The organism is Bacillus sp. FSL K6-0923 (assembly GCF_038630825.1).
GTDB lineage: Bacteria > Bacillota > Bacilli > Bacillales > Bacillaceae > Bacillus > Bacillus pumilus.
Map to the genome: position 1 here is coordinate 1338238 of NZ_CP152044.1, position 13612 is coordinate 1351849.

The 13612-nt window shown below is 39.9% G+C and carries 15 protein-coding genes and 1 riboswitch; of the genes, 10 read left to right on the forward strand and 5 right to left on the reverse strand.

Annotated features, from left to right (window positions below):
• Positions 1-96 precede the first annotated feature (96 nt).
• Entirely contained in the window at positions 97-852 is a 756-nt protein-coding gene (gene sigI / locus MHI16_RS06715; protein WP_034662939.1) for an RNA polymerase sigma factor SigI, read from the forward strand.
• On the forward strand, positions 849-2033 hold the full coding sequence (locus tag MHI16_RS06720) for an anti-sigma factor domain-containing protein (protein ID WP_058014169.1): 1185 nt from the start codon (positions 849-851) through the stop codon (positions 2031-2033). The genes sigI and MHI16_RS06720 overlap by 4 nt, the downstream gene beginning before the upstream one ends.
• A gap of 39 nt (positions 2034-2072) precedes the next feature.
• On the opposite strand, the gene MHI16_RS06725 is transcribed toward MHI16_RS06720, so the two are convergent.
• Together MHI16_RS06725 and MHI16_RS06730 are read right to left on the reverse strand one after the other, a co-directional pair.
• Positions 2073-2267: an alpha/beta-type small acid-soluble spore protein gene (locus MHI16_RS06725; RefSeq protein WP_003211343.1), complete on the reverse strand. Its 195-nt coding sequence runs from the start codon at positions 2265-2267 to the stop codon at positions 2073-2075.
• A 122-nt stretch (positions 2268-2389) separates the two neighbouring features.
• Positions 2390-3103 (reverse strand): DUF1836 domain-containing protein, encoded by a 714-nt coding sequence (locus MHI16_RS06730; protein ID WP_058014168.1) that lies wholly within the window; start codon positions 3101-3103, stop codon positions 2390-2392.
• Positions 3104-3384: 281 nt separating this feature from the next.
• Between MHI16_RS06730 and htpX the strand changes: the two genes are divergently transcribed.
• The 5 genes from htpX to MHI16_RS06755 all read left to right on the forward strand — a co-directional run bounded on the left by htpX (position 3385) and on the right by MHI16_RS06755 (position 6736).
• Positions 3385-4284 carry a protease HtpX gene (gene htpX / locus MHI16_RS06735; RefSeq protein WP_058014167.1) on the forward strand — a complete coding sequence of 300 codons (900 nt, stop codon included), beginning with the start codon at positions 3385-3387 and terminating at the stop codon, positions 4282-4284.
• A gap of 143 nt (positions 4285-4427) precedes the next feature.
• A complete protein-coding gene (locus MHI16_RS06740; RefSeq protein WP_081042289.1) occupies positions 4428-5774 on the forward strand; it encodes a TrkH family potassium uptake protein in 1347 nt (448 codons plus the stop codon).
• Between the two features lie 97 nt (positions 5775-5871).
• Complete coding sequence (locus MHI16_RS06745; protein ID WP_058014165.1) at positions 5872-6390, forward strand: YetF domain-containing protein; 519 nt, start codon at positions 5872-5874, stop codon at positions 6388-6390.
• Between the two features lie 6 nt (positions 6391-6396).
• Positions 6397-6561: a hypothetical protein gene (locus MHI16_RS06750; RefSeq protein ID WP_200964040.1), complete on the forward strand. Its 165-nt coding sequence runs from the start codon at positions 6397-6399 to the stop codon at positions 6559-6561.
• Positions 6554-6736: a hypothetical protein gene (locus tag MHI16_RS06755; RefSeq protein ID WP_058014164.1), complete on the forward strand. Its 183-nt coding sequence runs from the start codon at positions 6554-6556 to the stop codon at positions 6734-6736. The genes MHI16_RS06750 and MHI16_RS06755 overlap by 8 nt, the downstream gene beginning before the upstream one ends.
• Before the next feature lie 27 nt (positions 6737-6763).
• On the opposite strand, the gene MHI16_RS06760 is transcribed toward MHI16_RS06755, so the two are convergent.
• Entirely contained in the window at positions 6764-7783 is a 1020-nt protein-coding gene (locus MHI16_RS06760; protein ID WP_342498152.1) for an acyltransferase family protein, read from the reverse strand.
• Positions 7784-8076: 293 nt separating this feature from the next.
• Between MHI16_RS06760 and MHI16_RS06765 the strand changes: the two genes are divergently transcribed.
• The 3 genes from MHI16_RS06765 (at position 8077) to MHI16_RS06775 (ending at position 10991) form a co-directional block, all read left to right on the forward strand.
• A complete protein-coding gene (locus tag MHI16_RS06765) occupies positions 8077-10272 on the forward strand; it encodes a PAS domain-containing sensor histidine kinase (RefSeq protein WP_058014162.1) in 2196 nt (731 codons plus the stop codon).
• Between the two features lies 1 nt (position 10273).
• Entirely contained in the window at positions 10274-10765 is a 492-nt protein-coding gene (locus MHI16_RS06770; protein WP_151282349.1) for a methylated-DNA--[protein]-cysteine S-methyltransferase, read from the forward strand.
• 91 nt (positions 10766-10856) lie between these two features.
• Entirely contained in the window at positions 10857-10991 is a 135-nt protein-coding gene (locus tag MHI16_RS06775) for a hypothetical protein (RefSeq protein WP_257474522.1), read from the forward strand.
• Positions 10992-11016: 25 nt separating this feature from the next.
• On the opposite strand, the gene mtnA is transcribed toward MHI16_RS06775, so the two are convergent.
• Together mtnA and mtnK are read right to left on the reverse strand one after the other, a co-directional pair.
• The gene (mtnA, locus tag MHI16_RS06780) at positions 11017-12078 is read right to left on the reverse strand and encodes an S-methyl-5-thioribose-1-phosphate isomerase (protein WP_058014160.1); all 1062 of its coding nucleotides are present in this window, start codon (positions 12076-12078) and stop codon (positions 11017-11019) included.
• A 6-nt stretch (positions 12079-12084) separates the two neighbouring features.
• Positions 12085-13278 carry an S-methyl-5-thioribose kinase gene (gene mtnK, locus MHI16_RS06785; RefSeq protein WP_058014159.1) on the reverse strand — a complete coding sequence of 398 codons (1194 nt, stop codon included), beginning with the start codon at positions 13276-13278 and terminating at the stop codon, positions 12085-12087.
• 79 nt (positions 13279-13357) lie between these two features.
• Positions 13358-13516, reverse strand: a riboswitch (SAM riboswitch).
• Positions 13517-13612 lie beyond the last annotated feature (96 nt).

A 13612-nucleotide genomic window follows, 5' to 3' on the forward strand; every position in this document is an offset into this window, starting at 1 on the left:
TCACAATTGAGTAACAGGAAATGAATTCCTCATTTCTTCCTTTGCGCTTCCCTCATAAATTAGCTATCATAAATGAGTAATATAGGGAGAACTGAGGTGAAACCATTGCTTAGCCTTTTGTTTAAAAAAGGAAAGAAAAAGCAAACATTAGAGCAGTCGGCTATTAGTATTCAACAAGGTGATATCGAGCTGCAAAATGCATTAATAGAGCAATACAAACCATTTGTCGCTAAGACGGTTTCATCCGTTTGTAAACGATATATAGATGAAAAAGATGATGAATTCAGCATAGGCTTAATTGCCTTTAATGAAGCGATAGAAAAATACTCTGCCGAAAAAGGAAACTCACTCCTTGCTTTCGCAGAATTAATTATTAAAAGAAAAGTGATCGACTATATTCGAAAAGAAGCGAGAAATGCGCCAACGGTTCAAATGGACCTGCAAGAAAGTGAAAATGGCGAGTACTCTCAAAGCATGATTGAAGCAGAGCTGTCTACAAACGAATATAGACGTTTAATTGAACAAGAACACAGAAGAGAAGAAATTGAACATTTTAAAGAACGATTGAAAGTATACGGTCTCACGTTTCAAGAGCTGCTTGAACATTCACCAAAGCATGCAGATGCCAGGCAAAATGCCATTAAAGTAGCCCACACACTCGTTGAACACGATGAGCTCCGAACCATTTTATTTCAGAAAAAACAATTGCCAGTCAAACAGCTTGAAAAGCTAGTGGAAGTCAGCCGCAAAACGATTGAAAGAAATAGAAAATATATCATTGCGATGGCGATCATTATGACGGGTGATTATGTGTATTTGAAAGATTACCTTAAAGGGGTGCTTAATTCATGAGAAGAGGCATTATAGTAGAGAAAAACAAAAAATATGTCACGCTGCTGACCCCTGATGGACAATTTCTGCGGACAAAATATGAACAGCAAGATTATGAAATCGGTCAAGAAGTGACATTTCCGAATGAATCACGTCTCGAAAGAAAAAAAGCCGGTTTTTTTGACTTGCTTCGTTTACGTCCATTAAATGCAGGAATCCTATCAATCGCAGCGATTATTGTCGTGATTTTTACTATGATGCCATCGTTCTCAAGTCAAAAAGCATATGCATATATGACGATTGACATTAATCCAAGCTTTGAACTAAAGCTTGATCACAATTATCAAGTGATCGGTGTCACGCCACTGAATAAAGATGCGAAACAAGTACTGGCCAGTATGAAGGGTTTAGAAAAAAACGACATGACCAAAGTCGTGCAGGAAATCATAGATGACTGTGACAAAAAAGGTTACGTGAACCACTCTAAGAGCATTTATATTTCAACGGTTTATGAAAACAAGCAGGACCATACATATAAAACCAACGTCAAAAGTAAAATTAACACCATCTCTGGTGAATATCAAAAGCGTGATTACAAGCTAGAAACTGTAGAAAGTGACCTGGAAACAAGAGAAAAAGCTCAAAAGGCAGGCATTTCAACAGGCACATATATCAGAAATCAAGAAATGCAAGACAAAGAACAAGAAGACATTCAACAGGATGAAGACGCAGCAGAGAGTGATGCTGTCAAAGAAGAAGAGCCTAAAAAAGATGATGAAGATCAAGCAGACAAAGACAAACAAGAAGACGTCAAGACAGACGATAGTGAAGAGATGAAGCCAGATCAAGAGGCTCCTGAAGCTGAAGACGAAGAGCAGAAGGATCAAGAGAGGGAAGAGCAAGGATCTATTCAAAAGCCTCACCAAGCAAAACCTGATGATAAAAGCAAAGACAATCAAATAAAGGAAGAAAAGGATCGTCCTATCGATAAAGAACAAAAAAAAAATCACTCAACGGAACCTGATGACAAAAGGAGTCCAAATGGCACATCACGTGGTGGTGCTGAAAAGCACGCAAAAAAAAACGACAGGGATCAGAAACAGCCGTCCGCTGAACGAAAAAAAGACCATATGAAGAAGCAAGGAAAAGGTGCACCGTCCCCGAATCGTGAGAACCGGTATGAGCACACATATGAGCAATAAAAAAACGCCAGAATAGCTCCGGCGTATTTCACCATGTTTTTATTTAGATTGATTGCCCATTTGTGATTGAGCCTGTTGAACGAGTCTTTTTGTAATTTCACCGCCAACAGAACCGTTTGCACGTGCGACTGTATCTGAACCGAGAGTCACGCCAAATTCTTGAGCGATCTCGTATTTAAATTGATCTAATGCTTGTTCTACTCCAGGAACAAGAAGCTGATTTCGATTTGCCATGTCCATATTCCTCCTTTCACCTCATGTTTGTTGCGCCTTCTTATTTTGAAGAAAACAACAGGCAATTATGCTGGCAATTGCTGTACAAAAAAACCGAGGTGAATCATCACCTCGGTTCTTTTTTAATCTTGATGCTGCAGTGTATGAAACATCATTTCTTGTGCCGTACTTTGCAAGTGTGAAGTAAAGACAGAAAAAACGGTTGAACTGATAATACCTTTGATCAAATGCCATTGATGCTGCGATAATTCAGCAAATTCTTCACGGAGCTTATCTGTCTGTTCCTCTGTGATTTCTCGTAAGTTTGTTTCTTTTAACGGAAAAGGAGTATGATGATAAATAAAATCAAGGACATGCGCATATGCTTCATAAAAACGCAGTGGACTAATAATATCATCAGTTCGATCCGTAATCGTGTTAAATAAGGCAGATAAGATGGTCCGGATGGCATCAAAGTCAAAAACTGATTTTAAATCTCTCACAATTAATAAAATAACGACCTGATCAATTGAGTACTTCTTTCCAAGCTCAGGGTGGCCAATCATATCTTTAATATCACGCTTGATCCAGTTTTGAATCGCTGTCGATTTAAGAGAAGTCAGTTCGCATAGATTTCCTAATTCTACAATTTCATTTGTGGAGAGTCCATGCTCTGATTTTTGTTTCCGCCGTTCAAGCCTCTCAAAAAAAGAAGGGATGATGAGCTCGTCAAGTTCGTGATGTTTGTCTTTTTTTACAGATAAATTTAATAGCTGAAGCGGAGTTAGATCTCCCTCTCCTTTTAGAGAATAAAGAAGACTTGTCATGTCAATTCTCGTTAATTTAAAAGCACCCATTGTTCCACCTCGTTTTGTGTGTCAAAAACGTCATATTTGATCTAATTCAACATCATAATCTCTTTTTGATAAAAATGCAAAATAAACTAAAATCCAGAAAGCGGCGTCACAGTTTATTCACTTTTCAGCTGTGGCATATGTCGTAAATATTGAAGTGACGGGGCTTAAGACGTTATGATAATTAGAGGAAATGATCCCTTTTTCCTTGCAATTTGAGACGTTTATTTTTATAATTTTATTAATAAGTTCAAATGAACTTAATATGACAGCGGAGGTTATGTATGGGTAAAAGAATATTTCTGTTTATATTAACGAACATTCTTGTTATCACTACGATTGGTATTGTACTGTCGGTTATTAGTGCAGCAACTGGTGTTGGTTCTTATATAGGAGCAGACGGTGGAATTAATTTTGTGGCACTGTTAGTATTCAGTGCAGTTGTTGGTTTTGTTGGCTCGTTCATGTCACTAGCGATGTCTCGCTGGATGGCAAAAATGATGATGGGTGTGCGTGTGTTAAATCCTGAAAAGGATTCATTAACATATGATGAGCAGCAGCTTGTTGACCGCGTGCACAGATTATCAAGAGCAGCAGGCCTTTCTAAAATGCCTGAGGTAGGTATTTATCAATCATCTGAAGTAAATGCTTTTGCGACAGGTCCTTCTAAGAGAAGATCACTTGTTGCGGTTTCCACTGGATTGCTTCATGAAATGGATGATGCAGCAGTTGAAGGTGTCATCGCTCACGAAATTGCTCACGTTGCGAACGGAGACATGGTGACAATGACGCTGCTTCAAGGGATCGTCAACACGTTCGTTGTCTTCCTTTCAAGAATTGCGGCATGGATCGCAAGCCGCTTTGTTCCGCGTGAAGAGCTTGTGCCGATTGTTCATTTTATTGCAGTGATTGTTTTCCAAATCATTTTCTCTGTCCTAGGAAGCCTTGTCGTGTTTGCATATTCTAGACACCGTGAATTCCATGCAGACCGCGGCGGAGCTGACCTTGCCGGTAAAGATAAAATGATTCATGCGCTTCGCTCACTTGAGGCGTATACGTCAAGAATCAAAGATGATGATCAAACAGCAGTTGCTACGCTTAAAATCAGTGGTAAACGAAAAGCTTCTCTTTTCTCAACACACCCTGATTTAAACGAAAGAATTAGAAGACTAGAAGCAAAATAAGAGAGACGAAAAGACATTCTGTTACAGGATGTCTTTTCTTTTTTGATGAAAAAGTAAATAAAGCATAAAATATCTTTAAAATCATGTCTCTTTTCATTAAAATGATAAGTATTGAAAAATGAAAGTTAAAAGAAGGAATGACAATGAACCCAATTAAAAAGCTAATTGATCGGCTATCGGCTTTCCAGCTGATTGCCCTTTATTATTTTCTCGCTGTAACCGTCTCATTTATTCTTCTCAGTTTGCCAGTCGCTCATCAAGATGGGGTGAAGTGGACATTTATCGATGCATTATTTACGGCGGTGAGTGCGGTAAGTGTCACAGGACTTACTGTGGTTGATACCTCGCAAACATTTAGTGTGGCAGGTATGTGGATCCTTGCGTTAGTCCTTCAAATCGGAGGTATCGGCATTATGACGCTCGGTACCTTTGTGTGGATTGTCATGCGAAAAAGGATCGGGATTAAAGAAAGAAAGCTCATCATGGCAGATCAAAACCAGAGCAATTTATCAGGAATTGTGAAACTAATGAAGCAGGTCTTATATTTAATTTTGCTCATTGAGTTTGTAGGCGGTCTGATTTTAAGTATGTATTTTCTCAAATATTACGATGTACAGACAGCATTCTTACATGGCTTCTTCTCGAGTATTAGTGCGACCACCAATGGGGGCTTCGATATTACAGGGAACTCGCTCATCCCATACAAAGATGATTATTTCGTCCAATTTATTACGATGCTGCTGATCATCTTTGGAGCTATTGGCTTTCCTGTGCTCGTGGAAGTAAAGGATTACTTATTTAATCAGGACCGAAAGCACGCATCGTTCTCGTTGTTTACAAAAATCACAACGATTACGTTTGGCAGCTTAGTCATTGTTGGTGCTATTGGGATTTATGCTCTTGAAGCCCGGTTTACGTTTTTAGGGAAGAGCTGGCACGAAGTTTTGTTTTATTCATTGTTCCAATCGACGGCCACAAGAAGTGGGGGACTTTCCACATTAGATATTACTCAATTGACAGAACCAACGCTGTTATTTTTATGTCTGCTCATGTTTATCGGGGCATCTCCAAGCTCGGTGGGGGGCGGAATTCGGACAACCACCTTTGCCCTTAATTTACTTGCACTGTTTCATTTTGCTCGGGGAAATAAGTCCATTAAAATCTTCAAAAGAGAACTGCATCAAGCAGATATAAACAAATCTCTAATGGTGACGATGATGGCCTTTATCTTGGTGTTTGGCGCTACATTCTTATTAACCTTATCCGAGCATAATACGCTTCTTCAAAATTTATTTGAAGTCTGTTCAGCATTCGGAACAACAGGGCTATCACTAGGGATTACCTCTGAGCTCTCTGTTTTCGGTAAGTGTATCATCATGATGGTCATGTTTATTGGTCGGATCGGCATTCCAAGCTTCTTGTACTTAATTGGCCGAAGAGAAAGCGAAGCGAATTATCATTATCCGAAAGAGCGTGTCATCATCGGCTAAACAGCATTCCGAGCGAATGCTGTTTTTTTATTTCCATTATATAACTGGCTAAATCACGCGAGATGTTCGCAATCTATAGGTAAGAGGTGAACGAGACGTGCTAGATGTGATATGGAAAGCAATTGTCATGCTGCTAGTTGGTACCTTGCTGCTGAGAATAGCAGGGCCCAAATCCATTAGTCAATTAACTGTTCAACAAACAGTGATCATGATTTCAATCGGATCGATTATTATCCAACCCTTTATTGAGCACAATTTACTTGAAACGATTTATGCAGCCGCTACATTTATCATTGCACTCGTCATCATGGAAAAATTGTCTATCCAATCTGATTTCTTTGAAAAATTGGTTTCTGGGAAATCTGTGGTCATTTTGCAGGATGGAAAAATGCTTGATCACAAGCTGAAGAAAACGAGGCTCACAAGGGATGAATTCAAAATGCGCTTAAAGCAGCAAGGCATTACAGAGATCAGCAGTCTCAAAAAAGCCACCCTAGAAGCCAATGGACAAATCGGCTATGAGTTAAAGCCAGAGGAAAGGCCCGTGACGGTCAAACAAATGAAGGAACTCCTAGACCAATTAAAAGAAGAACTAAATATGTTAAAAAAGGACTGATTTCAGATGAAAAGAAAAGCAGCGAAAAATGAAGCACTGACAAATAATATGACACCGACAGAGAGCATGGCACATGATCAAGGACAAACTCAATTTGATGAACAATCTAGAGACCGTCAGGCAAACCGAAATTCTCACAAAGGGAAACAAGGGGGAGAATCTCGTGACTAAGAAGCATGTAAAAAGCAAGGACATGAAAGACCATAAAAAGCCAATGGACCCAGATATCTTAGAAGAGGAATTTGGCAGTGAGCTTGGAGATATCAACAGCAGCAAATGGATTGATACTCTTGTAAAACCTAAGAAAGATGATGAATGCCACAATGGACATATGAATGAAAAATAGAAAAAACGATCCGCTCAGGATCGTTTTTTATTTGCTATAACTGCCTTGTCTGCCGGTGATTGTACGCATGAGACTGGTCATTTTGAGCTCAATCACTGGCTGTGCAACGGTTTTAACAAATGTGCTAGACAGGGTGAAGGTAAGCAGAATGGTCAGCAGCAATAACATGAGCACACTTGCTGCATTCAGGGCCCAGTCATCAAACCAAGTCGTTCTAAGAAGCTTGATAACAAAGCCATGTAATAAATACACATATAACGTTCTTGTGCCCCATTTTGTAAAGAAGAAACGGCGTGTTGGCACTAAAGCAAAGAAGCTGAATGTAGCGCCGAATGCAAGCAGATACCATGCCATTCGTTTCATTGCCGCAATCACTCCCTCATCACCAAGAGAAGCATATGACTGTGATCCAAATAAGAAGGAATAATCAAATTCATAAAAATAGCAAAACAAGAATACAGCCATTAATACAAGGAGTGCTGCCAGCTTTCCTTTGCTTGTACGGATGAATTCAAAATGCTGCTTTTTTAAATAGAAGCCAGCTAAAAACATCGGCAAAAAGACAAACGTACGTGATAAGCTCAGCGTATTGCTAATACTGTCCACGTAACCGACAAGTAACGCAATCGACAAACTGACGATCATCGCCCAGTGAAATGGCAGTTTAGAAAAAGGAATGAGCAGCAAATTCCAAAAGAATAAACTAATTAAAAACCATAAAGACCATTGCGGATCAATTGGATTTAAATTGGCCATGCTTTGATCCTGTAAGAGATAATAGTAAACGGAATAGATCACCTGAAAAATGAAATATGGGATGATCAGCTTAACAGCAACTTTTTTCATAAAACCTGGCTTTCTAAACCCTTTTGCAAAGAAGCCGGAAACCAAAATAAAGGCAGGCATGTGAAAAGTATAAATAAACTTGTATAAATAAAGCATCCAATCATTATCATGAATGAATGATCGTAACAAATGACCAAAAACAACTAGAAAAATCAGAAGAAATTTCGCATTATCAAAATAACTATCTCGTGAAGATGCCATAACATCACCTTTCCTGCTTGATTTTAAACATAAATGATCTAAGTGCACTGTTCCCGTATTTGCCCCATTTTAAAATACATTTTGGCTCATTTCGCTATTTGATGTGAAATTGTAGAACGGTTGTAAAAGAAGCGTAAGAAAAGAGAATCGCGGTTCAATCCTGTCATCCAAATGAAACAAAAGAGACAGACTTCGTGTAAAAAGTTATCTTTTTTTATGAGTCGAATGAAGGAACAATGAAAATATTGTAGAAATATTGTAGAGGAATGAGGCTGGAAAAGGAGTGTAAGAGAATGACTGAAACGCTCGATGGCGCAGAAGATATCAGAAAATTAGAAAAAGAGAACGAATATTTGCGAACAGAGTTGATGCAGCAAAAAATGCTGTTAAATAAGACGTTAGATGCCATTTTCATATTTGATCAACACCTCAATATTATCCAAGCCAATGAAGCGACATGCAGGCTTGTACAGACATCGAAAGAAGACCTCCTCAATAAATCCGTTCTAGATTTCCTATACGGCATCCCGAAAGACAAAATTGAATGCTCCCTTGATTTATTTTTTCGTAAAGGAACATTAAGAAGAGAAATTTCCATTCAGCTTGAAAACGGTGAAACAAAATACATTGAATTTGTCGCAGAGCATGATGTCTTGAATCAGCAATATATAGTGGTCATGCGAGATATTTCCTCAAAGAAAATATTAGAACGAGAACGATCCATGAATGAGCAGCTGTTCAAAGATTTGTTTGACCGAGCCATTGACGGCATGGTCATTTTTGATCAGGATGGCTGCATAATCGACGCCAATCACTCTTTTTGTCAGAGCTTTGAACTGCAAAAGACGGATTTAACCGATCGTTATTTAAAAGAATTTGTCGAAGATGAAAATCTTCCAGCCTTGCAGCACCTTTTAACGTCACTGAAAGAAACAGGGAAAGCCAAGGGAGAACTTCCCGTTACCCTTCAATCTGGCCAGTACAAATTATTCGAGCTCACCATCACATCAAATGTGATGAGCGGTTTTTATATGTCCATCATGCGGGATATTACAGAAAAAAGGTTAATGGAAGAGAAGCTGTTAAAAAGTGAGGAACGCTTTAGAGAAATTTTTGAAAATGCAATGGATGCGATCATCATATGGGCGGATGATGGAGAGATTGTGAGAGCCAATGAATCAGCTTGCCGCATTTTTGAATTGCCTATGCATTCACTGATTGGCAAAAAACTCACAGACTTTCTTGTGAAATCTGATCGGAGATATAGACCGACTAGAAGACGATATATTCGGAATCATGAAATAAGGGAAGAACTTTTGTTCAGAATGGCAAATGGTCAGTTTAAAGAGCTCGAGTTTACATCAAAGCATGCGGTATTAGAAGGACAGCACTTAACCATTTTACGTAATGTGAGTGATCGAAAAAGGATGGAGGAGGAGCTGCGCGAAAGTGAGCTCAAATTCCGTAAAGTATTTAATGGATCAATGGACGGCATTGTTCTTTTTGATAACCAATACCACATTATCGAAGTCAATCCATCCGCAAGCGAGCTGCTCGGGTTGAAAGATGATCATTTAACGGAAATGAATCTATTCCATATCCTTGCGCCTTATCAAATTGAACATTTGGCACAGCCTGCCCAGACGATGTCATTAGATGAAATGGACAATGAAGTGCCGTTTGTGCTGAACCATCCAGATCAGCGGATATTGGAATTCTCTTTTAAACGTAACATTATTCATAATATGAATTTAGCGATCTTTAGAGATGTGACAGAGCGGAAGGAATTAGAAGAGCGGGTCAGAAAATCAGATACCCTTCATGTGGTCGGAGAGCTTGCCGCTGGAATTGCGCATGAAATTAGAAACCCGATGACAGCATTAAAAGGCTTTATTCAGCTGTTAAAAGGAAATATAGAAGGGGAGTATTCGCTCTATTTCAATGTCATCACATCAGAGCTCAAAAGAATTGAATCGATCATCACCGAATTTTTGATTTTAGCGAAGCCGCAAGCTATCGTATATGAAGAAAAAAATGTCGTGCAAATTGTGAAAGATACGATGGATCTGCTACACGCACAGGCGAACCTTGGCAACGTTCAAATGCATCTCAATGTAATGGATGAGATTCCGCTCATTTATTGTGAACAAAACCAATTAAAACAAGTCTTTATTAACATTTTAAAAAATGCAATTGAAGTCATGCCGAGAAAAGGAAATGTCTATGTGAGCATTCAGCGGAAGGGCGAAGAGCATATTGTCATTTCATTGCGGGATGAAGGCTGTGGAATGGCAGAGGACAAGCTGAAGCGTTTAGGGGAACCATTTTATACGACAAAAGAAAGAGGAACTGGACTTGGCTTAATGGTTAGTTATAAAATTATTGAAGAGCATCAAGGAACCATTGAGGTAGAAAGTGAGGAAGGGGTAGGAACCGTCTTCCATCTCACGCTGCCACTGAGGCAGAAGAAACAAGAAGGAGAGCATTAACGTGTATTATACCGTCTATCACGCACCAATTGGGGCATTATACATACTAGAAAAAGACGATGCCATCATCGAGGTGATGTTTGATGATGAGCCGTTTTTAGAAAAAAAGCAGGAAGCCAATCTAAAAGAAGAAGAAACGTCTGTATTACAAGAAGCGAAAAAGCAGCTGGATGAATATTTCAAGGGGGAGCGCCAAGTATTCGATCTCCCGCTCAAGCAAATGGGAACTTCGTTTCAAGAGCAAGTGTGGGAAGCACTTTCGACTATTCCGTATGGTGAATCAAAAAGCTATGCAGACATTGCAGAAGCGATTGGTAACCCAAAGGCAGTGAGAGCGATTGGACAAGCCAACAGACGCAATGCATTACCTATTTTTATTCCCTGTCACAGAGTGATTGGAAAAGACCGTTCTCTAACGGGCTATGCAGGAACGAAGACAGACATGAAAGCGGTTCTGCTTGAATTAGAAGGTATCCCATTTGTTCAAAAATAAATCGATTGACCTGTTCCAAATGTTTTCCAAGCGACATATCCTTTTATTAAGCTAAAAAAGTTGGTTGAGGGAAAAAGGAGGACGCTACGGAATGTTTTGGGACAAAAAGAATAAAATGTATGCCATCACATCACTATGTGTCAAAATGAACGTTTTGACAGAAGAACAGAAAAAAGAAATCTTAGCAAAAACGAATGAAATAAAAAAGCGCGGTGCTCTTAAATAATAAGTACACGGCGCTTTTTTTATGATCAGAGTGAGATGCTTCCAGCAAACAGAGCATCAATCTCTTCTGTATAGTTCGACGTGATAATCCCTTTCTCTGTAATAATCCCTGAAATGAGATGGTGAGGAGTGACATCAAAGGCGGGATTGAATACCTGAACATCAGGCGGTGCAATTTGGACGCCGTTAAATTCCTTTACTTCCAGAGGATCGCGCTCTTCTATTGGAATATCTGCCCCGTCTTTGGTTGAGACATCAAAGGTAGAAAGCGGTGCAGCTATAAAAAAAGGAATTTGAAAATGCTTGGCTAAAATAGCAAGACTTAACGTGCCAATCTTATTCGCCGCATCTCCATTACGGGCAATACGATCAGCTCCAACAATAACTGCAGAAATTTGCTTTTCTTTCATCGTATGGGCTGCCATGTTATCTGTGATGAGCGTCACATCTACGCCGCCTTGCATGAGCTCCCAAGTTGTCAGCCTAGCCCCTTGAAGAACAGGGCGTGTTTCACAGGCATAAATGTGAAGATCGAGATTTTTCTTTTTGGCTAAATAGAATGGAGCAAGGGCTGTTCCGTAACGGCTCGTGGCGATAGAGCCTGCATTGCATATTGTCATAATCCGATCACCCGATTTAAAGAGCTGAAGTGCATTTTGACCGATTTGTCTGCATGTTTCTTCATCTTCAATTTGAATTTGAATGGCTTCATGGACAAGGTCTGTTTTGGCTGCATTGACTGAGGCTGCACGCTCAATGCGCTGCAATAATCGCTCTAATGCCCAGGCTAGATTCACAGCGGTTGGACGAGCACTGTTTAAATATTCTTTGATCTGAATGACTTCTTGTTTAAACACATCAATATCTTCTGTCTCAATGTCTTGGGCACTGAGCGCTAGTCCAAAAGCTGCTGTGATGCCAATGGCAGGTGCTCCCCGCACTTTTAACGTGACAATGGCATCATACACGTCTTCTTTTGTATATAGATGTTCAAATACGATTTCTGCCGGTAATTTTTGCTGATTCAAAATGTTAATATGGTTTTCTTCCCATTCGACAGAACGTGGGACTTCAAATTCTTTAGACAAAACCCGTCACTCCTTTACAGATTGCTGGAATAATGCGACGAGGTCAGACGCTGTTTCCACTGCATGATATTGTTTGATGAATGTTTTTCCGAGCGTAAGTGCTGCTTTTTTCTGCTGAATCCGTCTAGATGGTGATGGAATTGCATCGAGATCAGCGGCATGGGCAAGACCGATCGTTCGGCGGACAAGCTCACAGCCCGCAAAGCCTGTCGCTTCTTTTAAAATACGGTCAAAGGTTGTTTCTAAAAAGCTGTCAGATACACTAAATGCTTCAATGCTGTCTTCTTTCCAAGCTTTTGCGAACACTTCTTTGAAGGTCGCCCATACATTGACGACATGGTCAAAAAGGTGCTGTTGATCATGTTCATTCTCACGAGACAAAGCATTTAGGAACAGGTTAGCGATAAAGTGACCGATATCGAATCCGAAGGGACCATAAAAAGCGAATTCTGGATCAATGATTTTTGTTTCCGTCTCACTTGCAAAAATACTGCCTGTATGAAGATCTCCATGAACTAGTGTTTCGGCAGATGTCAGGAAAATACGCTTCAATTCAGCTGCTTTTGCCTGCACTGCAAGATCTGCCCAGAGCGCTTCGGCAGCTTCTCTTAATTCTTCTTCGAAATCATTTGTGCCGCTATCAAAGAAAGGATCTGTGAAGACGAGCTTTTCGGTAATGTCACAAAGGTCCGGATTCGTAAATTGCTTCACAAATTGTTTTTTGATTTTAGGATTTGTGGCAAAGTCAGAAGTGTAAAATAGTGTTTTTCCTAAAAATTCTCCGACATGATCAGATAAATGCGGATATTGTTTTCCGGCAATTAGCCCTTTTCTGACGATTTCTAGGTGTGATAGATCCTCCATTGCCGTCACAGCAAGAGCTGTATCTGAATAATAGACTGCTGGTACGAGGTGCGGCGTATATTCTGACTGCTTGATCAGGGCAGCACTTTCGATTCTCGCACGGTCTAATGTAAGCGGCCAGCTCTCTCCGACCACCTTGGCGTAAGGCAGAGCCTGCTTGATGATCAACCCTTTTTCTTGTTTATGATCAAAAATATGAAAGACATAATTTAAATTCCCGTCACCGATTTCCGTACATGTCAAATGACTGCTTTCTTGGATCAAGCCAAGTCTAATTGCGAGTGCAACTGCCGAGCTTTCTGTTAATTCTTCATATGATGCCGTAAGTGTAACCAATTGCTTCCCCTCCAAATCATATAAAAAAGCCTCTTTCTCCTGAGAGAAAGAGGCTTGATGTTGTGTATACTCAAAGCCTCTCTTATCTCTCAGCACATACGTCTGATGGAATTAGCACCGTGCCCTATAAGACAATTGTCTTGGCGCTTACTTGCTGCGCCCCACTTCACAGTGGTATTAACGGTCGGTTGCTGTTGGGGTCAAAAGGCCAAATCCCTCGCCCAACTCTCGATAAGAGAAATCAATATGTAATTGTTTCGTGTTTGTTTGCATTTCTTAATTCAAGATATTATCAGAGCTGCGCTTCACATGTCAATCCTTTTTCGAAATTGCT